21 protein-coding genes are annotated in these 23605 nt (G+C 38.8%); 17 read left to right on the top strand and 4 right to left on the bottom strand.

Going from position 1 to position 23605, the window contains the following annotated elements; translation table 11 throughout:
• Positions 1–604: 604 nt before the first annotated feature.
• The 3 genes from BM380_RS06605 (at position 605) to BM380_RS06615 (ending at position 3779) form a co-directional block, all read left to right on the top strand.
• Positions 605–1465: a phage integrase N-terminal domain-containing protein gene (locus BM380_RS06605; RefSeq protein WP_090493653.1), complete on the top strand. Its 861-nt coding sequence runs from the start codon at positions 605–607 to the stop codon at positions 1463–1465.
• A gap of 484 nt (positions 1466–1949) precedes the next feature.
• Positions 1950–2132 (top strand): hypothetical protein, encoded by a 183-nt coding sequence (locus BM380_RS06610; RefSeq protein ID WP_090493655.1) that lies wholly within the window; start codon positions 1950–1952, stop codon positions 2130–2132.
• Between the two features lie 51 nt (positions 2133–2183).
• The gene (locus BM380_RS06615) at positions 2184–3779 is read left to right on the top strand and encodes an anti-phage dCTP deaminase (RefSeq protein WP_090493657.1); all 1596 of its coding nucleotides are present in this window, start codon (positions 2184–2186) and stop codon (positions 3777–3779) included.
• Between the two features lies 1 nt (position 3780).
• Here the strand turns inward: BM380_RS06615 and BM380_RS06620 are convergent, their stop codons facing one another.
• Complete coding sequence (locus BM380_RS06620; protein WP_090493659.1) at positions 3781–4065, bottom strand: helix-turn-helix domain-containing protein; 285 nt, start codon at positions 4063–4065, stop codon at positions 3781–3783.
• A gap of 112 nt (positions 4066–4177) precedes the next feature.
• Between BM380_RS06620 and BM380_RS06625 the strand changes: the two genes are divergently transcribed.
• From BM380_RS06625 to BM380_RS06650, 7 genes are all read left to right on the top strand, one after another.
• Positions 4178–4387: a hypothetical protein gene (locus BM380_RS06625; RefSeq protein WP_090493660.1), complete on the top strand. Its 210-nt coding sequence runs from the start codon at positions 4178–4180 to the stop codon at positions 4385–4387.
• A gap of 55 nt (positions 4388–4442) precedes the next feature.
• Positions 4443–4820 (top strand): hypothetical protein, encoded by a 378-nt coding sequence (locus BM380_RS06630; RefSeq protein WP_090493662.1) that lies wholly within the window; start codon positions 4443–4445, stop codon positions 4818–4820.
• A gap of 672 nt (positions 4821–5492) precedes the next feature.
• Positions 5493–5720: a helix-turn-helix transcriptional regulator gene (locus BM380_RS06635; RefSeq protein ID WP_090493663.1), complete on the top strand. Its 228-nt coding sequence runs from the start codon at positions 5493–5495 to the stop codon at positions 5718–5720.
• The gene (locus BM380_RS06640) at positions 5720–6586 is read left to right on the top strand and encodes a hypothetical protein (RefSeq protein WP_090493665.1); all 867 of its coding nucleotides are present in this window, start codon (positions 5720–5722) and stop codon (positions 6584–6586) included. The genes BM380_RS06635 and BM380_RS06640 overlap by 1 nt, the downstream gene beginning before the upstream one ends.
• A 241-nt stretch (positions 6587–6827) precedes the next feature.
• On the top strand, positions 6828–7172 hold the full coding sequence (locus BM380_RS06645) for a hypothetical protein (protein WP_090493667.1): 345 nt from the start codon (positions 6828–6830) through the stop codon (positions 7170–7172).
• A gap of 222 nt (positions 7173–7394) precedes the next feature.
• Complete coding sequence (locus tag BM380_RS18310) at positions 7395–7559, top strand: hypothetical protein (RefSeq protein ID WP_171034671.1); 165 nt, start codon at positions 7395–7397, stop codon at positions 7557–7559.
• Between the two features lie 55 nt (positions 7560–7614).
• Entirely contained in the window at positions 7615–9639 is a 2025-nt protein-coding gene (locus tag BM380_RS06650; protein WP_090493669.1) for a C39 family peptidase, read from the top strand.
• Positions 9640–9691: 52 nt separating this feature from the next.
• Here BM380_RS06650 and BM380_RS06655 read toward each other — a convergent pair whose 3' ends face one another.
• Positions 9692–11008: a tyrosine-type recombinase/integrase gene (locus BM380_RS06655; protein WP_090493671.1), complete on the bottom strand. Its 1317-nt coding sequence runs from the start codon at positions 11006–11008 to the stop codon at positions 9692–9694.
• Positions 11009–11478: 470 nt separating this feature from the next.
• On the opposite strand from BM380_RS06655, the gene BM380_RS06660 reads away from it, so the two are divergent.
• Positions 11479–13356 carry a methyl-accepting chemotaxis protein gene (locus tag BM380_RS06660; protein WP_090493672.1) on the top strand — a complete coding sequence of 626 codons (1878 nt, stop codon included), beginning with the start codon at positions 11479–11481 and terminating at the stop codon, positions 13354–13356.
• 86 nt (positions 13357–13442) lie between these two features.
• Here BM380_RS06660 and BM380_RS06665 read toward each other — a convergent pair whose 3' ends face one another.
• Positions 13443–13772 (bottom strand): 5-carboxymethyl-2-hydroxymuconate Delta-isomerase, encoded by a 330-nt coding sequence (locus BM380_RS06665; protein WP_013465979.1) that lies wholly within the window; start codon positions 13770–13772, stop codon positions 13443–13445.
• 162 nt (positions 13773–13934) lie between these two features.
• Positions 13935–16055 carry a winged helix-turn-helix domain-containing protein gene (locus BM380_RS06670; RefSeq protein ID WP_090493674.1) on the bottom strand — a complete coding sequence of 707 codons (2121 nt, stop codon included), beginning with the start codon at positions 16053–16055 and terminating at the stop codon, positions 13935–13937.
• Positions 16056–16370: 315 nt separating this feature from the next.
• On the opposite strand from BM380_RS06670, the gene BM380_RS06675 reads away from it, so the two are divergent.
• From BM380_RS06675 to BM380_RS06700, 6 genes are all read left to right on the top strand, one after another.
• Complete coding sequence (locus BM380_RS06675) at positions 16371–19391, top strand: TonB-dependent receptor domain-containing protein (RefSeq protein ID WP_090493676.1); 3021 nt, start codon at positions 16371–16373, stop codon at positions 19389–19391.
• A 185-nt stretch (positions 19392–19576) separates the two neighbouring features.
• Complete coding sequence (locus BM380_RS06680; RefSeq protein WP_013465976.1) at positions 19577–20047, top strand: CreA family protein; 471 nt, start codon at positions 19577–19579, stop codon at positions 20045–20047.
• A 3-nt stretch (positions 20048–20050) separates the two neighbouring features.
• Complete coding sequence (locus BM380_RS06685; RefSeq protein WP_090493678.1) at positions 20051–20833, top strand: hypothetical protein; 783 nt, start codon at positions 20051–20053, stop codon at positions 20831–20833.
• A 2-nt stretch (positions 20834–20835) separates the two neighbouring features.
• A complete protein-coding gene (locus BM380_RS06690) occupies positions 20836–21462 on the top strand; it encodes a LysE family translocator (RefSeq protein ID WP_028835584.1) in 627 nt (208 codons plus the stop codon).
• A gap of 61 nt (positions 21463–21523) precedes the next feature.
• Positions 21524–22018, top strand: coding sequence for a gamma-glutamylcyclotransferase family protein (locus BM380_RS06695; protein WP_090493680.1), 495 nt, complete (start codon positions 21524–21526; stop codon positions 22016–22018).
• 27 nt (positions 22019–22045) lie between these two features.
• Positions 22046–23587 carry a serine hydrolase gene (locus BM380_RS06700; RefSeq protein ID WP_090493682.1) on the top strand — a complete coding sequence of 514 codons (1542 nt, stop codon included), beginning with the start codon at positions 22046–22048 and terminating at the stop codon, positions 23585–23587.
• Positions 23588–23605: the final 18 nt, after the last annotated feature.

The raw sequence follows: 23605 nt of genomic DNA on the forward strand, positions 1-23605 counted from the left end.
AATCGCGGTGTGCGCTGCCAATTACAAAGATAAACCACTTTCAAAAATAATGTCTGGAAAAACCCTGGTAAGATTGCCGGGGTTTTATTTGAAGGCGGATTGGCTACTAGTCGTACCTACTCGAAGAGGTAGGGACGACTCACAGAGTCGCCTATCTCAAGGCCTTTGCTCATGATGCCTTGAGACCTATTATCAAACCGCAAAATCGAAAGGCCAGAAGAGGGAATGGCATCCACTTGAAGAAATAGCTACTTGCAATCTAAGATCAATATGCTACTTTAAATATGAACTAGCTCAATTTGAGCAAACAAGAAAACGGGCGTTTTCCAACTGCCCTCGACACGTCAAGAGGAGCTACATCCGTAGCTGTCAGGCTCAACAGAGCCAGATTAATAACTACCAAAACCACTATAGTCTGCGCCTTGAATCAACAGACTCAGCGCCGCTTTGCTTGTTTGCTTTTGATCAGCCAGCCCATGTGTCTTATGACAACTTTTTTAGTTATGCACTAACTAAGTGGCTTTAAAACTTACCTTTATTGGCTTACGCCCCCTGATCTTCGGTTTTGGTTTTCTATCTTCCACTTAAATTTTGAGGAGTTGATATGAGCCAGTTGGGATATTCACTAAATCAGTTAAACATTAATAACAAAGAGCGTAGCCATGCTACACGTCAAAATAGAAAGAGCATTTTTAATCTTGTTGCTAAACAGCTTCATGGTTTTGGCTTTAAGTTAAAAGATGCGAAAGGGTTAAAACCTAAACACGTAAATGCTTTAGTAAAGCATTGGCAAGATCAAAAGCTGGCAAACAAGACTATCAAAAATCGAATGTCGGCCATTAGATGGTGGGCAGATAAAGTAGGTAAACGTAATGTAGTCGGTCGTACTAATGATGAATACGGTATTGATAAGGTACGCAATAGTCCTTTGGGGAAATCCAAGGAGCTTGATATGCAGAAGCACGCACAGATTAATTGCCCATATGTAAAGTTTTCACTGCGCCTACAACAAGAATTCGGGCTACGCCGAGAAGAAGCGATAAAGTTCAATATCAGCTATGCAGATCAAGGCAATTATATCCGCTTAAAAGGCTCATGGACTAAAGGTGGTAAACCCCGCTCCTTGCCTATCCTGAAAGAGTCACAGCGCTCTCTGCTTGATGAAGTTCGCTCTTTTACACGCTCATCATTAATTCGCGCGACAGACCGCTACGTGGATCAAATGCGCCGCTATGAGCGCGAAACTAATAAGGTAGGCCTCAGCAAAAATCATGGCTTACGCCATCACTATGCCCGTCAACGTTATATAGAACTAACTGGTTGGCAATGCCCCGCTAATGGTGGGCCACGACGTATGCATTTAATAGGCAAAGAGCGGGAGCTAGATTACAAGGCACGAATGATAATTAGCCGTGAGCTTGGACATGAGCGGTTTAGCATTACTTATACATATTTGGGGAGCTGATCATTAAACGTGTGAAGTATCACAGCACATGATTTTTGAGGCTATAAAATTAGGCATGCCTAATTATTTTGATGATTTAGCTTAAGGATGCTGCAACACGCTAGACGTTATCGCAAACATCTCTGAAGTCTATATGAGGTAACAAAACTTTCAAGGTCGTTTATCGAGTTTACACAAGTAAGCTCGATTCTATATTTTGAGCTTGAAAAATTAATTTTTTCTAAACTTCTAGGGCTAAGGTTAGGGGAAATCATCTCTTTCAAAATTGAGAAAGGTTGTTTCTAAAAAACACTTCTGAGATATCTTTATGATAAAGCTGCTAATTATTATGTAGGCAACTTTTTTTAACTTAAAGTTTACTTTTATAGCAAAGTGCTGCTATTTTAATTATGAAATTATTATTTTTACTTGTACAAAATTAAGCTTGTACTAATACGGATATTGATTAAAATACGCTTCAATTTTTTACTTAGTGGAGAGGGTAATGTTAACTTTAGTCGCTGAAAACAATAAAAAGATCACCAAAGATAATTCTTCTGATATATCAACTCGTAACATCAGAGAAGAAAATATTGTCGCTTTTACAAAACAAGCCTCTAAAGATAATAGGTCTCGACAGCAAGCTATAGAAGCTGTAAGAAAAAGAGCTGAACTTCTACACTGGTAAAATAATTAATAAAGTTATACAGTTTCTTAACAAACATAAGGAACTGTATATATGTCGAAAGTCTCAACACAAACAAAAATTTCAATAGTTGATAACGTAGATAGCCACACCCCTCCAAAAAATTCTATCCAAACAATATCTGGTAGACAGTCTAAAGATTTAGTAATTGCATTTTGTGGTGCAATCGGTGCAGGGATTAAAACCACTAAGAAAGCTTCAAAAAACGAGTTAGAAGAACTTGGATATAGAGTAATAGACTTACGACTAAGTAATTTGATGGATCAATTTATAGACAAAGATCCATCATTATTAGATACAGCTGGATTGGTCGATGATGATCAAGCTTTCAATCGGTATGTCAAATATCAAAATTTAGGTGATAAGCTAAGAGAAAAGTTTACTGGTCAAATAATGGCTGAAGCAGCTATTAATGAAATATCTCTAAAAAGAGAGCAAGAGTTACAAAAGCTTATCAAAGATGAAAAATCGCGTGAAGAGGCAACTAGGCAGGTTGAGTCAATAAAAACTGCCTATTTAATTGATCAATTAAAGCATCCAGCAGAAGTTGAGCTATTTAGACTTATATATCAGAATAATTTTTATCTAATAGGAGTGATCCGTTCAGAAGAAGAAAGGAAAAGAAACTTAAGGGATGAAGGAATAAATAAAGAAAATATCGACAGCTTGATTCATCGAGATAGGAAAGCAGAAGAAAAGCATGGGCAACAGACAGAGAAAACAATTCTAGATTCAGATATATTTATTCGTAATTGCCAAAGTCATGTTGCTATGCTCAAGTTTTCAATAAAACGGTTTTTAAACTTAATTCACGGCGTTAATGGGATTACACCAACAGTTCACGAGAAGGGAATGTTTGCTGCATTTTCTGCTTCACTTCAGTCAGCTTGTTTATCAAGGCAAGTTGGTGCAGCAATTATGGACAATGAAGGGAGTATTATTTCGACAGGTAGGAATGATGTCCCTAAGCCATTTGGAGGGCTCTATAATACTGAAGATGAGAAACAGGATTATAGGTGCTTCCATAAAGGAGGGAAATGCTACAATGATTACCATAAAAATAAAATAAAAGATAAGATAGAGAGCTTACTTGCTAGTGAAAATGTGCCTAATTCAAAAGTAGTGGCCGAAAAGTTATACAAAAAAGCTGGTATCTCTTCTTTATTGGAGTTTTCAAGGTCTATACATGCAGAGATGGATGCTATTACTTCAATTGCTAGAAACGGAAATAGCGAAACACAGGGAACTACACTTTATACAACTACATACCCTTGTCATAATTGCGCTAGGCATATAGTTGCTGCAGGTATCAGTAAAGCTATTTATATAGAGCCTTATGAAAAAAGTTTAGCGTTGGATTTGCATGATGATGCCATCACAGATCAATCTGATTCTGAAAAAGTACGATTTGAACCTTTTGAAGGTGTTTCTCCCAGACGGTACCCAAAATTTTTCTTTTCAATGGCTGATCGTAAATCACCTCATGGTGAAGCCGTAAAGTTGACAAGCAAATATAATCATCATGTTGATATTCAGTTTTTAGATAGTTACTCGACATTTGAAAGTAAAATATTGAATGACTTCCAAAGTAAATTAAGCTCATTAGAAAAAGTAGAGCCGAATAATTAGTTTATTCATTAAATGAATGTACTGTTTTTTTTGCTTCTAAAATGAACTGGGCTAATTCATTCTCAATACAATACAAATAAGCAGTGGGCACTTCTAAAATATCAGCAAGTGCTTTCACTGTTTTGAAGTCAGGAGCATGTACGCCTTTTTCGTATTGGTTCATTCTTGCCGATGCAGCAAATTCATCCATTCCAGCTAAAATCCCTAACTGTTTTTGTGATAGTTCTTTGGCTTTTCTTGCCTCTTTTAAGCGTTTTGGAAATGGTGATTCGTCATTAGTTTTCATTATTTATTGTTCTTAGCTTGAAAACTAAGAGTTTCTTAGCTTTAATTAAATCTAGATACTAAGGAATCCTTAGCTTTTGCTTTTGTAACGAATTTAGTTTGGAGGAATGAATATGCTTGAAACGTTTGTGTGTGTATTGGTCGGGGCTATCTACTTGCTGGTAAGTATATTTACAAGCGATGAGCAGTCGTCGAACGAAAACGAGCAACTAGATCAATTGAATGATGGTATGGGCAATATTATCGCTGATGGTGAATTTATGTCGCGTGAAGAAGCTGAAGATGCTCAATCACGTGGTGAGCTTTACGACACCTATTACTAATCACTTAAAGAATAGGGGAGCAAAATTAGGCATGCCTAATTTTAAGGAGCAATTTATGCTACTTTTAGATCTATACAAAAATGTTGAGCTAAGGCCATTCATCCCAGTAGTCGTTGAGTTTCAAAGCCGCTTGGCTGGTATCGAAGCTGAATGTGAACCATTAGGGCTATCATTTGAGAAAGAAGTGCAATCAGAGCAAGAAATGTTTTTTGCTTTGATTTCTCAAAAAGCGCTGGCTTTCGATGTAACAAATGAAATGGGCGAGGTTTGGGATATTAAATTAGAGCCTTTCAGTCATTTTAAATCTCGAAGCAAAAAAATTACTTTCCCCTTCATGGGTTGTAATGAGCAGAAGCAACAAAATATTAGTGAGTGGATTATTGCTTTGTGTAATTGGGAGGGATCTTTTCTATACTCAAGTGCAAGGCATTAGCAGAGATTGCAGTTATGACAATATACGAATGGTTTCAAATGTGGATTTTAATGGTGTTAGCGATTCGCGCTACTCGACGTTACGACAAGCTGAAAAATGATCTTTTTGCAGCAATTAAAGAAGGCAGGATTTAAACATGGCTTCTTTGTTAGTTGGTTGCGCTTTGATTCTAAGTCTTGTGATCTTCTTCGCTGTTTTGTTTTATCTTAAAAATAATAGTTAGTGCACCTACCCAAAGATGCACAGTTAATTACTATTAATTATTCACTTTACAATACACCTAAAGAAGAAATGGTTTGAGAAATATGCTCAATTTTAGAGCTAACAAGGTGACTGGGGAAAACTAAAAATATCAGCATTAGCCAGTATCTTCGAGTTAAATTTATTTGTAGCTTATAAACATTATCTTCTTTGTTCAGTTCTATAATCTTACAGTAATACTTATTTTTTTCTTTGTTCTTAATTGGCACTTCGTCGGCTCCTTAGTTTTAACCGACTTCTTAACTTAATAATATTTTTTCGGAATACAACAGTTTTTTCTTCTAATACTGTTTTTATATACATGCTGTATATAAAAAAGGGTATTGCATGTTGGGGTAGCTTTTTTGAGAAATTAGTAACTTTATTCCCATAATAGTAAGGCATTCCATAAATTAGTAACCGGAGTGCTTTATGCCAAAAATCAAACCTCAATTTTATACAGCAGATGAAGTTGCTATAGCTTTATGCTGCTCTAAGCAGACCTTATACAACAAGCTAAGTGAGAACAGGCAAGCAAAAGCGCGTCACTCACTGCCTCCTTATATCAAGCAAGGTGGTAAAACACTCTTTCCTATATCAGAGTTCCACCACTGGATTGAAACGCAGCCTTTAATTCGCTGCGAGGAGGTTCATTACTAATGGCCCTTTCTCATAACAGCATAGAAATAATCACCAACTGTCCTATCGAAGAGCGAACTTTTGGTTCATACCCCGCCTTTTTGATTGATCCATGTATTTTGCCCCTTAAAAAGCTTGAGCAATCCACTGTCAAAGGCTTTGGCAAATATAAAACTGTAATGTTGAGCAGTCCTCAAATTTTGCCGCATGGTCACTATGCAAGGTTGATCATTGCTCACCTAACAACACAAATCAGTAGAAGGCCAGAGCTTCCCTCATACGTCATAGCCAAATCTGTAAGTGAGCTATTTCAGCAAATAACAGGACAAGACAGTATATCAGGTGGCACATACGCTAATTTTTTACTCTCTCTCGAAAGAGTATTTGATACGACATTTACAGTTGTCCCGACTAATAAATCAAAAGATAGAATGCGAAGAAGGGGATTTTTCGCTGAGGCGGATAATTTGATCAACGATGAGTATGGTATTGGCTATTTCAATGCTAAATATAAACAGGTTCTCTATACCCCCTCGAACAGCTTTAAGGCGCTGATAGCTGATGATAAAAGCATTATTCCCATTGATTTAAGGTTCCTTCAACTTGCTCGAGCTAAAGACATTGTTCTCGCCCATGATCTCTACTTGTATCTCATACGACGAGGTTATGGACGTGAAAAAATTGTTTTTGTCCCTTGGGGGACCCTCCACAAAGATGTTTTTCCCTACCTAGACAGGCTTGCTCTGAGTAGGTTCAAGCGGCGATTTTTGTGCGCTTTAGACTTCATTCTTGAATGCCATCCTCACTCAGGCATCCGTTTAGATAAAAAGGATAAAGGTATAGTCATTCCACCTAACAACTATCTACTTCGCGGTAGAGGAGGCTAGTGTATAGCTGCTTACAAATTATGTATAAGTAGTTGCTAGTAATGTCACTGGCGGACAAAAGTTTGTCACTGGCGAACAGTTTTATGTCACTGAGAACCAAATGTTTGTCACTGGCGTGCAAAAGTTTGTCACTGAAGGACAGTAGTACCAGTGCAGCCCTTTATTATCAAGGCCTCTAGCTCTCAGCTTAATACCTTAAATTCTCAATATCCAAAAATCTTATTATTAAGGACACTTAACTGTGAATAACAAAGCATATAAGTACGAAAAGTACATGAAGAAGCTGCCTTACATTAAAGACCTTCAGTTATACAAGGCTGTGGGGATGACTCTTTATCTTATCATTGATAAAAAAAGAACTTTAAAGTTTGCACTCTCTTCTGCAAGCATAAAGCATAATTTTAAGCCAAAAAAGCGAATTGAAGACCTTGTTCGAATCGCTCTCCCTGATGACTTCTTCGACAAAAGGCAAAGAGCTAATGCACCAAAAGAAAAGCGGGAAGAGGCTGCCGTGAGGCACCAAATGTTCAAAGAAATGGACATTTTGGCACAGCTCCATCTAAAAGGTATATTTGGTCAAAGTTAGCAGTGGATAAATTATTGAATTGTATTTTACTTAAAATATAAGTACGAAAAGATAGTCTGAAGCTTGTACATGTTGTATTGAGCTGCTATTTTTTATTTGAAAGTAAAATTTTTTACTTTCTTCTAGTTGGCGATTACAAAAAAAATAATCCGCAGATATTGATAGAAAATACTTTGTCTGTATAATATTCGACCCAATTGAATCACAGAATAGGTTCTTAATATGACTTTTGAGAAGTTAGCAAAACTTGCAGGAAGCAAAGAGGCTGATAAAGAGATAGCCCGTGGTTTTAATAGCCGTCAAAACAAACGCGATAAAGCTTACTCAGAAAAAGCTCGTAATCAGACCCCTACAGATAAATTTTTTTCTCGTAGTTATAACCTTTAATCATCTCTGTGGATGAGAAGGCAGCTGCTAGGCTGCCTTTTTTGATGGAACAAAAATGCAGTCAGACTTCCTTCTATGTGAATTTGCCAAAGAAACTTTAAGTAATTTGGTAAAAGAGAGATTCGGTTCTGAATTTCCCGACATCAACTCTAAGTATCAAATAAAGTATTTATACCGTTATCTTTCAGACTTTAATGCTCAAACGATATTGCTTGAGCCAGATTATGTCGATCGGGACTTTTTAGAGGATTATTCAAGGTATTATGTAAAGTGCTTTAATCAGTATGGTGATCGATGTGCTAGGCTGCATTTTTTTTCTAAAGAAATAAACCACCCTGAGTTCCAATCTTATCTTCGTGAATATAATGAAGAAGAGCATGAACAATTACAGAAGGCTTACCTTGGGTTCATAGTCGTAAAACCATTACCCAAAACTTTTATTGGTAAATCTTGTTTAAGACTGTATGAAAGCTTTGTTGGTAGTGACAATAAAAAAGCTCTGAACCATAGATACAAAGTTAATTTATTTGGCCTAAATTTACATGTAGATACAGTAGCATTCCAAGAACAAGATAAAGTCGTATCAGCATGTGCAACTACTTCAATTTGGACTGCACTTCAAGCATTAGATAAGAATGACTTAAGAACAGTACCATCATCAAGCGAAATAACACTATCAGCAATCAACCACGTTGCCGATTCTCACAACAGTTTTCCTAATAATGGTTTAACTAATAAGCAAATCCTTCGTTCTTTAGATATACAAAAGCTAAGAAATCATAAGTTTAATATTGATACCTCAAAAGCTGAATCTGATAATTTTTTTAATATAGTTAAAAGTTATTTAAATAGTGACCTTCCTATTATTCTTGGTGTTGATGTGTACTGGAAAGAGGAGCAGGCTCAACTTGTAAGTGAGGGGCGAGGCCATGCAGTCACAGTTTTAGGATACAAGGAACATAACGATAAAAACTATCTATATATTCACGATGATAGGATTGGTCCTTTTGCAAGAGTACGAATAGTTAATGCTCCAAATCAAATTGCTTCAATAACAAAGAGTAAAGCTGAGTCGCCAATTGAATGGGGCCTTATTTTAGAAGAAAAAGATGATAATGGTAATTGGCAAGATGCAGATCAAGTTCTTATTCCAGATAGTTTGATAGTCCCAAACTATAGAAAAATTAGAATTCCATCCGAATATATTTCAAATACTTGTAATTCTCTAATTGAAGAGTACTTGGTTTACTATAAAAAACAAAAAAAAGATTGCCCTGAGGTCACTCATGAAATAGAGCTGGTTAGCTCAGCAGACTACAAAAGCAGTCTAATTCAACAGCCGGAAGTTGCCAATAAAGAAGCAATCTTGTGTAAGCCTCTAGCAAAATATATTTGGTGTGCCAAGTTCAAGAGCGGAAGCTTACATTTGTTTGATATATTATTCGACTCAACTGAAATCCCTCAGGGGGATGCCGTAGCTGGCATTTCCATATATAACCAAGCAGGTTTTGATGCTATTTCACGACCACTTAAAAATATCCTTGAGCATCAACCGTTACATGAGGATTACTCAGGCAAAGATTTCCTTGTCCCATTAATTCGTTCGTTTAAAGAAGAAAAAGATAACTACTTTGCTTACCTAGATAAGCAATTCGGTAAACCTAGGGCTCCAATACGAATTAATAGAGAGGAAATATCAGGCGGTCAATTACATAACCAAGCAGGGCTTAGTTATTATGGAAAGCAAGAAAAGTGCTTAGCTGATGATTTCGCTGAGCTGCTTAATACCTCTGATGAGGAATTTAGAATTTGGGTAATATCTATTGATGGTGCTTTATTGCTGGGTAAGGAAGTTGAAAGGCGAGGGCACCCAACTTTAACAGGATTTAAGTCTGCGCGTATCGGTGGTGAGCTGCATTATAAAGGTGGTAAATGGGTTATTAATTCAAAGTCTGGTAGGTATAGCTCAGGCTATGATAACGGCAATGAATTATTAGCAAATGCGAGGAATAAGTTTTTAGAAATATATTCGAGGCTTAATCCTGAAAATATTGAGATTGATGAATATCACCCAAAGTAAGTAACAGCCTTAGATGTCAGGTTTGGTAAAATCGCCAAACCTGACATTCAATTCAAACAAGCAAAGCGCTCATCAGTTCAACTTTTTGTTCCTTAGTTAAGCTTGCTAACAGACTTTTCATTTCACTCATTTGATCATCAGGCTTTTCTGCAATCAAACCTGCATATTTGGCTATTGTTTCTGTTACTTTTTCTGCGGGCTCTTTAAGCTCCTCAGCTGTTAAAATTAAATAGCCAGCAGTTACATCACTTTTATCTGTAATATGGTTTAGAAGACGTTTCAGGAGGTATCCGGATACTCCGCTACTCTCAGCCATTGATGTAAATGTGCGGCGCAAATCATGCGAAGTGATTTTTACACCTGCAATTTGGCATACATGTTTCAACGTCTTTTTAGGATCAGTGAGGTAGCCCTTTTTACTGTTTGTCCCAAACACATAGTCAGATACTTTGTATTCTTTTCGTCGACTAAATATCTCAGCTAATCGATCCGTTATAGGAAACTCAACATCCAAGCCATTTTTTGTATCTTCTAAAATGAATATCCTATCTTCAAGGTGTACTTGTGACCAAGGAAGTTGCAGTAACTCTGATCTTCTTAGGCCTGAAAAGGTTAAAAATTCTAGGTAATCACAAAAAGCAACGCGGCTATTTTGACGATACTTGGCAGCTTCATTTCTAACTTCATATAGTGCGTCTATGAATGGTTTTAGTTGTGAACGACGCAGTCTTGTTGTTTTACGCTTTACATTATTCCAGCTTCGTTTTTCAGAAAGTGCATCTACAGGATTTTCTGGAAATAATGAACGACCTTCTGAAGATTTGTATTCAGCTTTAGCAAAGTTAAATAAAGCACGTATTAGGCGCATGGTATAATTTGCCTGAGCAGGGCTTCTTGAGGTGATTTCTCGTTGGCGTTTTAAAATCATTGTTTGATTAATATCGGCTAAGCGCTTGTTATGCCAGTCCGGTAGATAGCAGTCCATTTTTTGCTTATAACCTCTTTCAGTTATAGGCTTAAGATCTCTAGATTCGATGTACGAATCAAAAGCTTCTTTCAGAGTAATCGAAGCCGCTCTAAACTGGCGCTTAAGGTCATTAGGATTAATACCCTCAGCGATATCTGCCATTACCTTTCTAGCCATTCGCCTTGCATCATCGAGTGCAATTGATGGAAAGTAACCAAGGGTGACATTAATAGGGGTGTCTCTCCCTGGTATCTTTTTATAAACTCTAAATGATTTTTTACCAGCTACGCTCACATCTAAAATGAGTCCTGACAATAGGCTGTCATAATAGCGAGTGCGTTTACCGTTTGATTCAATCTTTTCAAGCGACAATTCTGTGAAGCGAAATTTTGTGTCAGACATATGGTGCTACCTCTGTGCTACTTTGAACGTAAAATTTAACGTTCTGAAATACATAATGATTTATGCATCAGAGGTATGGGTTATTCAATAACCCCATGATATGGCTATGAAAATTAGTAAATAGTTATATCAAAAAGTAACTCGCAGTAAGTCCTTGTTTTGCAACTCATAATCGTTAGGTCCCCAGTTCGAGTCTGGGAGGGGCCACCACTTTTACACGCTTTCCAAGTAAATAGAAACTCACCTTCCTAGTTTATAAAACTTTATTTCTATTACTTCTGTTGTGTTTTTATCAGCGCACTGATTTTTTTATTAATTTTATTGAATACATTGCAATAAACACAGTTGAATCTACTATTAAAGTGTTATGGGATTTTATTATAAAAATCTTTATTTTGTGACCTTTAATGTCGCTACTGTTAATTGTGTGCAGTATATAAAATACCGCTTTGTTACCCCTTAGGTGCTCTATGTTATTAAAACGAAAAGTATACCTCAGCCTTATTTTGGCTGTTGTTGCTCCTTTAGCAATATCTACTCTAATATTTTCAAATAGTATTCGCTCAAATACAGAAGACAAACTAGCCAAAGTAGATTTACCAACAGCGCTTAGTGAAGTGAAAAGCCAAATCGAATTAGAGTTATCGACTCCTATTATTGTTGGCAAAGAAATAGCGCAAAACTTATTTGTGCAACAATGGATGAATAATAATGAAGATGCGCAAAGCCGAGGTAAATTCATTGATTACCTCAAACATATAAAAAATAAAAACCAAGCCAGTAACGCATACATTATTTCTAAAAACTCCCGCAATTATTACACCGATGAAGGTATTTCTAGGCAAATAGACAGTAGTGATACTTGGTTTGATGCTTTTTTAGCATCGGATAGACCATTTGAAGTAGCGCTCGACATAGATAAAGGTAGCTCTGAGGTGATGGTATTTATTAATTATGCCATTGAGCTTGATGGGCAAAGACAAGGAATTGCCGGAATAGGCCGTTCGCTCGATTCTATGGTGGATCTCATAAGTGAATATAGGATAGGTGAGGGCGGCATTGTTTATTTGGTCTCTGGTAGTGGCGAGATTATGCTGCATGGTAATAAAACTAAAATAGGGCAATCTGTTGACTTGGCGCCGATTAAAAATGGGGCAATTCAAAGTAAAGTAATTGATAGTGATGACTATGTTGTATCAAGTACGCCTGTAAACTCATTAGGTTGGCATCTAGTTGCTGAAATTCCCCAAGAGCAATTATATGGCGCAATTAATAGTGCTATTAATACTAATATCATTTTTGGTGTAATTATTGCGCTTGTTGGTTTAGCGTCAGCACGCGTGTTGGTAGGGCAAATATTTAGGCCAATCGAAAACATTACTGCAGCAGTGAATGCGTTAACAGAAAAAGATGGCGATTTAACAGCGCGACTCCCTACTGATGATAATAATGAAATTTCAGACTTAGCGGTTAAGTTTAATCTGTTTTTAGAGCAGTTACATTATATGTTCAAACAGGTTTCTGAGTCGGCAATTCATGTTAAAGGTATTTCCCAAGATGTGCTTGAGCAAGTGCAAGGTGCGGCAAATTTAGCTGAAGTGCAATCATCGAGTACGCAAACGGTGGCGGCAGCCGTTAATGAGATGGAGGTTACGGTTCAGGATATTTCTGGTAGTGCCAGTAATGCGGCAGATATTGCTACTAAAACCGAAGAAACGACGCACAAAGGGGTTGAGTTTGTGCAAAGCACGATTAAACAAATGGAACAACTAGAAGCGTCAATGGCCAATTCTGTGGCCTCGGTGTTAGAGCTTTCGACAGAGATTAAATCAATTTCTCATGTATTGGATGTAATTAAAGGGATTTCCGAGCAAACTAATTTATTGGCGTTAAATGCGGCTATTGAGGCTGCTAGAGCGGGTGAGCAGGGCCGTGGCTTTGCGGTAGTTGCTGACGAAGTAAGAACGCTTGCGCAACGTACCGCGGAGTCTACGGAGCAAATTAATGAGATGATTGATTCGTTAAATGCTAAAGCGTCAAGCACGGTATCAGCGATTGAATTGGGCAGCAAAAACACCCTAGAAAATGCCGAGCGCTTAAAAGAAACCGGCCATACATTAAATGGTATTTCACAGGAAATTGTACTACTAAGCGAGTTAAACAACTCAGTGGCTACTGCAACGCGAGAGCAAACACTAGCAACCTCAGAAATTAGCCAAAATATTGTGATGATTTCCGATTCGGCAGAGCAAACCAAAGAAAATATGAAAAAGTCAGAGCAGCTTTGTAACGGTTTAAATAAAGAATCGAATATTTTAAGGGATTTACTGGGTAAGTTTACGCTTTAAACACGATTTAATTAAAAAATCAGTTGAGCGAGGAAACCATCATAGTTATAGAGTTCTCGCCTATAACTATGATGTTGTAATGGCGGTTAGTTTTTACGGTAAATCTCGTGATCCATTTCGTAAATATTTACGCTTAAACTGTCAGAGGCTCTGCAATACGTTTGCAAGCAGGCTAGTAATTGCTCACTTAGTAGTTGCTTTTGCTCAATAGAACGCCCAGCCATAATATGCACCGCAATATGAATAAACCCTTCTTTACCCACACCTAACTGATAATGCTGATAAGCAATAGCGCGAGTCTTTATTGTTTCTAAATCAAATAAGCCACTTTCAAACGTTGTTGTATGGATTTTTTCCACAAGAACTTGAGGTAGTAAAGGCAGATCTTCTGAGTGTTCAATAATAATGTGTGGCATTTAACGTATCCTCTTTAGATTGGTTTATTTAATTATACCAAACGGGTTTGTACACGCTAACCCCATAATGCTTAATTTTTAAAAATGTGGCTTGAACATATTTTTAGCAATAAACTCATTTAAGCAATTACAAGACCTGTAGCGTGTTTAATTTTAGATTTATTATGGCAAATATTTTTGGTTTATACGTTTTATGTCAATTTGTGGTGACTTATACGAAGAGTACACAAGCCAGTTGGTATTTGTAATAAAGGTTAAGCCAGAGGTGCGACTAAATGCGCGTTCGGGAAGGCGTATTACGTCATGATGGCTGTTGGTTGAGAAGTCGTAATAACTCAAACGGTAATCACCTTGTTTTACATTAAAATAGTAAATACGCGATTGCGCTAAGGTGTCGCCTTCAAAAAAATACCACGAATTATGATTTGATAAATTAATTTCGCTAACAAGTGGTTGCTCAGTTTGGCTATCTGGGTCTTTTATCCATAGTTGATTAGTTGCTTGGTTTGCAAAAATTAAAGCGCCTTGCTTGTTTTCATAAGCGTATAGTGTTGGTGAATCTATGGCCTGTGCGAGTTTATTGCCCTTTAAGTCGAAGCGATAAACGTGTTGATCATTCGCTACCAATAGGCTTTTACTATCTGCAGCCCAACTCGGTTTTCCATGGTAACTAAAGCCTGTGGGTAATGACTGACTTGATTGGGTGTTAAAGTCATAAAGGTATAGCGCATGCTCACCAAGATGAGAAGCAACAAAGGCAATGTAATTACCATCAGGTGACCACACTGGATTGTAAATATTTGCACTGAGATTAGTAAGCTGTTTTCGTGAGGTGCCGTCTTGATTTGCAGTCCATAATTCCATTGAGCCCGATTCGTTAGATACAAAAACTAACTTTTTTCTGGCTTTACTGTAATCAGGAAAGCGCGTATTAAAGTCGCTTGATAATACCGGAAAAGGGGAACTTGCAACCGCATTACTGGTTTCTACACGCATTAATGCAGAGTCGATATTCCATTGATGAAAATACAAACTGCCATCATGTGCATATTCTGGGTAACTTAAGCCATCAATGTGCGCATTGATCATTTGTTGTGTTTTGAGGTTATAAAAATAACCTTGGCGCTTGCCTTTTTTAACACCCGAAAAGACGAGTTGTGGCTTATTGGGATGCCAATCAACGCCTCTCATATCAACAAAACCTGAAGTTAATTGCTTAGCATGAGCTGTTTTTATGTCGATTAAAAATAGTTCTTCAAAACCCGTTGGTAAATTACGCGATACCACCAGCTGTGTCGCATCTGGTGAAAACACAACCGACTCATCGGTATATTGGCATGCTGACGTACAAGGGACTTGAGTAACTGAGTATGGCGATGAGGTTAAATCGACAAGGTTAAGCTGGGTAAAATCATTATTTTTTTCATCTTCACTAATATAAACCAGCTTAGTGCCTGTGGCATTAATGTCTATATCGGTACTGGTTTTACTTCCGCACAGCCCTATAACAGTGATATTGCCCGAGGCGATATTTTGCTGAATTACTTCACAGCCTTGAGCAGCTTTACGGCGGTAATAATAAATAAACGTTAAATCAGGACTAAATACCGCTCTGCCCTCAATGAATGGGGTGTCGGTAAGAGCTATTGCAGCTTGTTCGGATAAATGTAAATCACGTAAGTATAAATTGGCTTTATGACCAGGGCGGCGCCACGAATACGCTAAAAAATGACTGTCATTAGAAATAGCCGGAAACAACTCTCTTCCTGGGCTGGTGGTAATTGTTTCAATGTAATCGTACAAACGCGCTGCTTGTTGCGATTGAGCAAGTGGCTGCTTTGCGTTTTCAAAAAGGGCGCTATAACCCCAATAGCTACCTAATAGTATAACGATAGCAAGTACGCTAGCGTAAATATACCCAGAGCGAAGCGGCGTATTGTTAATGCTATTAACAGGCTCTGGCGTTGTTGGTTTTTGTACTAACCGGTAACCCGTTTTACGCAGTGTTTCTATATAGGTATTGTCGGGGTCGAGTTCTTTAAAGCTTTTACGAAGATGCCATATGGCATTTGTCAGTGCTTTTTCGCCCACATATTGATTACCACTCCACACATTCTCTATTAGTTGCTCACGCGTTACTGCGTTTGGATAACACTCTACCAAGTAAACAAGTAGTTCTATAAATTTAGGTTGTAATACACAGGTTTTATCGGCACAAAACAGCTTATTTTCAAACACCGATATTTGGCATTTTCCAATTGAAAATGTCTGTTGAGTATTCATAGTTTGTGTATTTAAACCTCTTGATTAATTACGTTACTAGGCAGTGTTTAATGCAAAATAAAGCGATAGTTGGTTAACATTCGATTTTACATCATTCTAACACGAAAACCTTAAGTGTATGATTATAAATAAATAGATATTAAATAGATATAAAATAGGGATATAAACGAGACACCTCTCATTGTGCTTTTATTCACGATTACTTACAACATGTTATTAGTAAAATAAACCAATTGGTACAAAACAAATTTAATAACTAAAAAGTTAATCAAAAACGATTTGTACTAATGGAATAATAAATAATAAGGGAAGTTTGTGAGTAATATATCAACAAAAAAATGCGCTTTAGCATTGGCTATAACAGCCAGTTTATCTGGGCATGCAATAGCAAATGACGAGGCTATTGCTCGTCAATCAACGGCTAAAGCAAGCGAAGAAGTAGTACAAGAAGCACCAGAAAAAATAACCGTAACGGGTTCGCGTTTAAAGCGTGATAGTTTTTCGGTAACAACCCCGCTGGTAACCATGGATAGAGCGTCGATTCAGGATACAGGCCTAGGCAACCTTTCAGATGTATTAATCGATAACATGCCTGCACTGAGCGAAAGTATTGGTAACACAACCAGCCAATCAAGTATTTCGGGGACCGGTTTATCAACGGTGCAGCTTCGCGACTTAGGCGCTAACAGAACGCTAACGCTTATTGATGGCCGCCGTGTGGTATCAAATAGTTATGGTGGTAACTATGTGAGTTTAAATACTATTCCAAGTGGCATGGTGGAGCGCGTTGAAATTATAAGTGGTGGTGCGTCGGCCACTTATGGAGCTGATGCGGTAGCTGGTGTAGTGAATATTATTACCCAGTCAAAAAAAGAAGGCTTTGAATTTCAAGCCCGTGGCGGTGAAACAACAGATGGTGGCGGTCGTGAGTTTACGCTTGATTTAAACTACGGAACGTCATTTGCTGATGATCGCGGTTATGTATTTGTCAGCTCAAACTGGGATCGTGATTTTGGCATGACCTTTTACGACCGTGACCGCGCCAAAATAGAAGTCGCGCATAGTTACGATGATGAGTTGATGTGTAATCAAATGTACACTGCCGATGGTTATCAGTGTATGAGTGGTATTACACAAGCTGATTGGGCAAGCAAAAGCGATGGTACCTTAGGCGGTGTATTTTTAGAAAGCAACCGAAACGATACCCAGTTTTGGTACGACGGGCAAACGCTGCGTGATGACTGGAAAGGCAATGAAGAAATTTATGGTATAAATTCGTCACAATACGTCATGCTTGATGTACCTAGTGATAACTTTTCGACCGCAATAAAAGTAGATTATGATGTAACAGACGACATTATGAGCTACTTCCAAATTCAATACAGCAAAAGTGGCTCGTTCAACGATAAGTCACCTGAAGATGAATACGAAGGGGCTTACGTACCTCGCTACGACCCAGTGACTGGCGATCCTATCGATGATATTGCCCCTGGTTACATTCCTATTGATAACCCATACGTGCCACAAGAAATTATTGACAGCAACCCATACAAAGACCGCATTTACTGGGATCGCCGTTTTGGTGAAGTAGGCAATATCAGCACTGATAACGACCGTACGACCATCCGAACTTGGGCAGGCCTACAGGGCATGATGTTTGATGATACATGGGATTGGGATATCTCTGCTGGATACGGGCAATTCAAACAACATCAAATCCGTAGTAACGAGTTAAATACGGTACGTGTCAATCAAGCACTGCAAGCTGAAAAGCTAGCCGATGGCACTATTCAATGTAAAGACGCCGAAGCGCGAGCGCAAGGATGTGTCCCGCTTAATCTATTTGGTGAAGGGTCTATTACCCCTGAAATGGCTGACTGGATCCGTACAAACCCAATTATTGATACTGAGATTCAACAGTACACGGTAGTGGGTTATATCACCGGCGACCTATACGAATTACCAGCAGGTAATGTGTCTGCAGTATTTGGTGCAGAGTACCGTAAAGACTCACAAAGCCTAGATACCAGTGATGATATGAAAGCGGGCGGTATTACGTTTAATGTTGTGCCTTCTTTTTACGGTGAAGTAGAAGTGTATGAGGCATTTGCTGAACTTGCGGTGCCACTACTTAAAGATGCGCCATTTGCTAAAAGTTTGTCGGCAGAAACGTCGCTGCGTTTAGCAAATTACAGCATTGATAATATCAGCACTGTTGCCAGCTATAAGCTAGGCCTTTTATGGCAACCAATTGATGGATACATGCTACGTGCCAACTATGCACGAGCACAGCGTGCGCCGACTATCACGGAATTATTATCACCCCCTCGCGGCGATTTTGATTCATTTGATGATATTTGTGATGGTCTAACAGCAACATCAACAAACCCAGGACACGATAACTGTCGTTTAGAGCCAACCTTGGCACAAAAGCTAGCTGATGATCCTAACTTTGAATTTGAAAGTGAAGACAATAACTACTCGCCAAATACAGGTAATCCAAACTTAAAAGAAGAAACAGCCGATACCTATACCTTTGGTATTACTGTATCTCCTGAGTTTTTAGATGGCTTTAACTTAGCGGTGGATTACTACGATATTGCCATTGTTGATGCAATTGATGAAATAAGTAACGAAAACATCATGCGCGAATGTTATGACTCAGAGGCTGCGTGGGGCAGTGATAACGAATACTGTAACGATATTACCCGTAACGACGAAGGTAACATTGTAAAAATTCTACAGCGTGAATATAACTTGGATGAGTTAACTGCGCGCGGTTACGATGTCGTTGCAACTTACAAATATGACATAGGCAGCTATGGCAACTTGTCATTTAAGCTTGATTACAATCACATTATTGAAAACTCGCAAACCTATGAAGGGTTAGATGGTAACAGTGTTACTTCACAGTATGCAGGTTATGGGCGCTCAAAAGATAAAGCCGCTATGTCGATTGTATGGAAAATGGATGATTTACGTATCCGCTGGCGTACAAATTACGTAGGCGCGTTTAAAGCAAGCCAAGAAGATGAGAAAGACTACCTTGAGTATGTTGCTGCAAACGATGAGCGCTGTGCTGCGGGCGATGCCGGTTGTATTGCAAACCCAGAGCCACTTGCGTATCAAGATTATGGCTCATTTTTAAAGCATAGTTTATCAGCGTCTTACACTCTGGCACTGACTGATAAAAGTGACTTACGTGTATTTGGCGGTATTAACAATGTATTTGACGACAAAGGGGCATTTTACCCAAGTGGTCGTGGTAACTTTTATAGTGGCTACGGCGGCGGTGCCGGTCGTTATGTTTATCTAGGTGCACAATATAGCTTTTAATAACCTTTAGCTGTATTTGTTTGCAAAGGCACTCCCTCGGGCGTGCCTTTTTTATTGTGTATCTTGCTGCGAAATACCCTTTAAACCATTACAGTATTGAGTTGGTGGATAAAATTTGTTTTATCGCGGTGAAAGCGTTTAGTATAAGGCGTAACTTAATTTTTAATATGAACGAAGGACTTGCTATGAAGTATCTCAAAATGGGTGGTTTAATTGTATGCTTAGCAGGGCTTGCAGGGTGTTCTGATGATGTTGCCTCAGTGAGTCTTGGGCTATTTACCACTAAAGATGTGGTGGTTAATTCACAGCAAGACCCGCTAGTGACCGGTGTAACCTGTCATATTAGCCATATTGAGGCGAATTTAGATTTTTCAGACCCCTCAGATATGTCGATTGCCTGTCGTCAAACTGGGCCAATAACGCCAGACCAATTACAGTCTATCGACCGCAGTAAATCCGGTGAAGTCGTGTTTAAATCATCTAAGAGTATTTTGTTTAAGTCATTAAAAGTGCGCCGTATTTATGATGCTAAAACCCATACATTATTATATTTATCATACTCAACGAAAGAGTCTACGGGCAGTCATCATCATGCGCTCTCTACGGTGCCTTTATACAATACACAAGCATGGCAATGGGCGAAGGGGCAAGAGTAGTTTATGTTAACTCTATTTAAATCAAAGCCCTTATTGGCAGAACAAGAACAACAATGGCTGGTTGATACCTTTATATGGGCAGCAGAAAACTTTGATTTGGATTTTTTTACCAAACACAGCCAAGTTATTTTGCCAACGGTTGAGTTTTTTCCTGACTCGGTTTCAGGTATTGAGGAAATGGCCAGCAAAGTGTTTGCGCGTGTTAAGCAATACGCTGGTATGAATGAATGGCCAGTAACCTTGGTTGCACCGCAACAATTACAACCACAGGTGTTTCCACATTTTGAATTTAGTCAGCGTTTACGTGGCGATGATTGCCATTTAATAGTACCAGCCAGTCATACTATTAATGTGTCGTTTAATCCCAATCAAATTAATCAACCGCAAGACTTAGTGGCGAGTTTTGCCGGTACGCTTGCCACCATATTAATTCATCACGTAGGGGTTTTGCCCCCAGGTGGTAAAGAGTACTTACCACAAGCTACTGATGCTTTAGCGTGTTTTTTAGGCTTTGGGGTAATGATGAGCAATACCGTGTACCAGTTTAAAGGTGGCTGTGGCTCATGTTATAACCCGTATGCAAATCGCGAAGCGGCGCTCAGTGAAACGCATACCGTATTTATGCATGCGTTAGTGAGCTACTTTAAGCAAGATAAACACTCTAAAAAACATTTAAAACCGCATTTACGAGGCCAATTTAAAAAAGCGCAAAAAGAAATAAAAGCCTTGGTTAATCAATCGGCTAATCCATTATTATTGGCTTTTTCGCCAGAGCAAGCCAGTTAAGTATGAACTATATCGATGAATTTTTATTAATTGCGGTGGCTCATTTTTTTGCGGTAGCAAGCCCTGGGCCCGACTTTGCGGTAGTCCTTAAACAAAGTGTACAACACGGCAGGCGTAATGCCTTATGGACAAGTGCAGGTGTTGGTGCGGCTATTTTATTACACATAGCCTATTGTGTATTGGGAGTTGCGCTGGTGTTAACTCAATCACCTGCGTTGTTTATGGCGCTTAAATATATAGCGGGCGCGTATTTAGCGTATTTAGGCGTGCAGGCACTGCGCGCTGCTAAACCTACAAATACCTCATCAGAACCGACTGCAAAACCCAGCCTTGCAGCTGAGTCATCATGGCGTGCGTTTCGACGTGGCTTTTTTACCAATGCACTTAACCCTAAGGCAACTTTATTTTTTATGTCGTTGTTTACCCTGGTGATTAGCCCAACTACGCCGGTAATAGTACAAATGGGATATGGCGTTTATATGGCGCTTGCTACGTGGGCTTGGTTTTCTATTTTATCGCTATTGTTATCAAAAGCGCGTGTACGTGATTTTTTTCAGCAAAGTGGTTATTGGTTCGACCGCGGCATTGGCATTATTTTAATCGCACTGGCTGTGCGAGTTGTTATTTAACTAGGGTCTGTTGACCTTTGTAGATTTAACCTTGAAAGGTCAATAGACCCTAAGGAATAGTATGGCGTTATATAATTTTTCGTTTGGCTCTAATATGTCATCTAATCGTTTATTGGCACGTTTACCTAATGCAAAACGTGTGGGTACGGCACTTTTAAAGGGCTATAAGTTAACCTTTAATATGGCCTTTTCAGATGGTTCAGGTAAATGCACTATTGTGCCCACCAATGAACCCGATGCTGTGGTATATGGGGTAGTGTATCAGCTTAATGAAGCCGAAAAAGAGATCTTAGATAAAATTGAAGGCCCTAATTACGACTGTGTTGATTTAACCGTGAGCCTTCTAGATGACGATGACATTAATGTACACTGCTACATAGCAAACACACATGACGACACACTGCTACCTTATGATTGGTACGTGCAGCATGTATACCGCGGCGCACTTGAGGCGGGCGTACCCGAACACTACAGTCAACGCATTTTAGCTTACCCGAGTAAGCAAGATACTAATAAAGCGCGCGCCGAAATAGAATTTGCGGTTCATCGAGACTAAACAAAAATAATAACCTAAGGTAACACTATGAAACTAAAAAAATTAGCCACAGCCGCATTATTGGCTGGCTGGACGTTTACGAGCTCTGCAGCAGTTGATACCGATAAAATTTCAGAGGTGATCAACGCCTCAATGACACGTTTTGATGTACCCGGAATGGCCGTTGCCATTGTTGAAAATGACAAAGTTGTATTCGCTAAAGGCTTTGGTGTTGCCAACCTTGATACGAATAGCAAGGTGAATAAAGACACTTTATTTGGCATTGCTTCAAATACCAAGGCATTTACCAGTGCAGCATTGGCTAAGCTGGTGGATGAAGGCAAGTTAAGCTGGGATGACCGCGTAATTGACCATCTTCCTGAGTTTAGATTGTACGACCCTTACGTTACTCGTGAAATGCGCATACGCGATTTACTTAGTCATCGTAGCGGTTTAGGGCTTGGTCAAGGCGATTTAATGATTTGGCCAAGTACAGATAAATCGGTAGCCGATATTTTATCTGGGCTGAAATATTTAAAACCTGCGAGCAGTTTTCGTAGCCAATATGCTTACAACAACCTAATGTTTGTTACCGCTGGTGAAGTTGTTGCGCGTATATCGGGGATGAGCTGGAACGACTACATTGAAAAAAATATTCTACAGCCGCTAAATATGACTAACTCGCGCGCTGGCTTTTCGCGTATCGCAAAAAACAACAAAAACTGGGCGATTGGACACATCCCAATGGATGGCAAATTGCATCCTTTTTTTGTTAATTACCTTGAAGACTTTCGAGGGGCAGGCGCCATTGCATCAAGCGTAAATGATATGAGCCAATGGCTCCGTACTCAACTTACGGGTGGCAAAATGCCTAATGGTGAGCAGTTATTTAGTGAAAAGCAGCAAGCACAAATGTGGCATCCACATATTACGTCACTGGCATCTAAAAGTGCCTATGAAGCGTATCATCAACAATTTAGAGGTTACGGATTAGGTTGGAGTATAGAAGATTACCACGGCGTTAAAAAGCTGGCACATGGTGGCGGCATTTTAGGTATGGTATCGCAGGTGACTTTATTACCAGAAAAAAACGTGGGGATTGTGATATTAAGCAACCAACAAGCATTTTCTGCATTATCGGCAGTGACTCATGAAGTACTTGAAGATGTACTCGAGCTTGAAGATAAAGATTGGGTTGAAGAGTTAGCTAAAAAGCATTTTGCAGGTAAAGAAAAAGCCTATGCTAACGCCGCTCCAAAAGCGCCAACAGACACTCAACCGCAATTGCCTAATATAAACTACACCGGTACATTACATGATGATTGGTATGGCGATGTAATAGTTGAAGAACTAGATGGTAAATTACGCATTGATTTTACCCATACAAAACGCCTTAAAGGTGAGCTGAAGCATTACACAGGTAATACTTTTATTGTGAAGTGGGATGAAAAGTTATTAGAGGCAGATGCCTTTATTCGCTTTTCAATGAGCGCCGATAACCGCGTGGAATCGGCGAAAATGAATGCAGTTTCAACGCAGGTAACCGATTTTAGCTTTGATTTTAGAAATCTCGACTTAAAAGCTAAATAATCATAACTTTGGTTAAAG

It is taken from the genome of Pseudoalteromonas sp. DSM 26666 (assembly GCF_900116475.1).
Lineage (GTDB): Bacteria > Pseudomonadota > Gammaproteobacteria > Enterobacterales > Alteromonadaceae > Pseudoalteromonas > Pseudoalteromonas tetraodonis.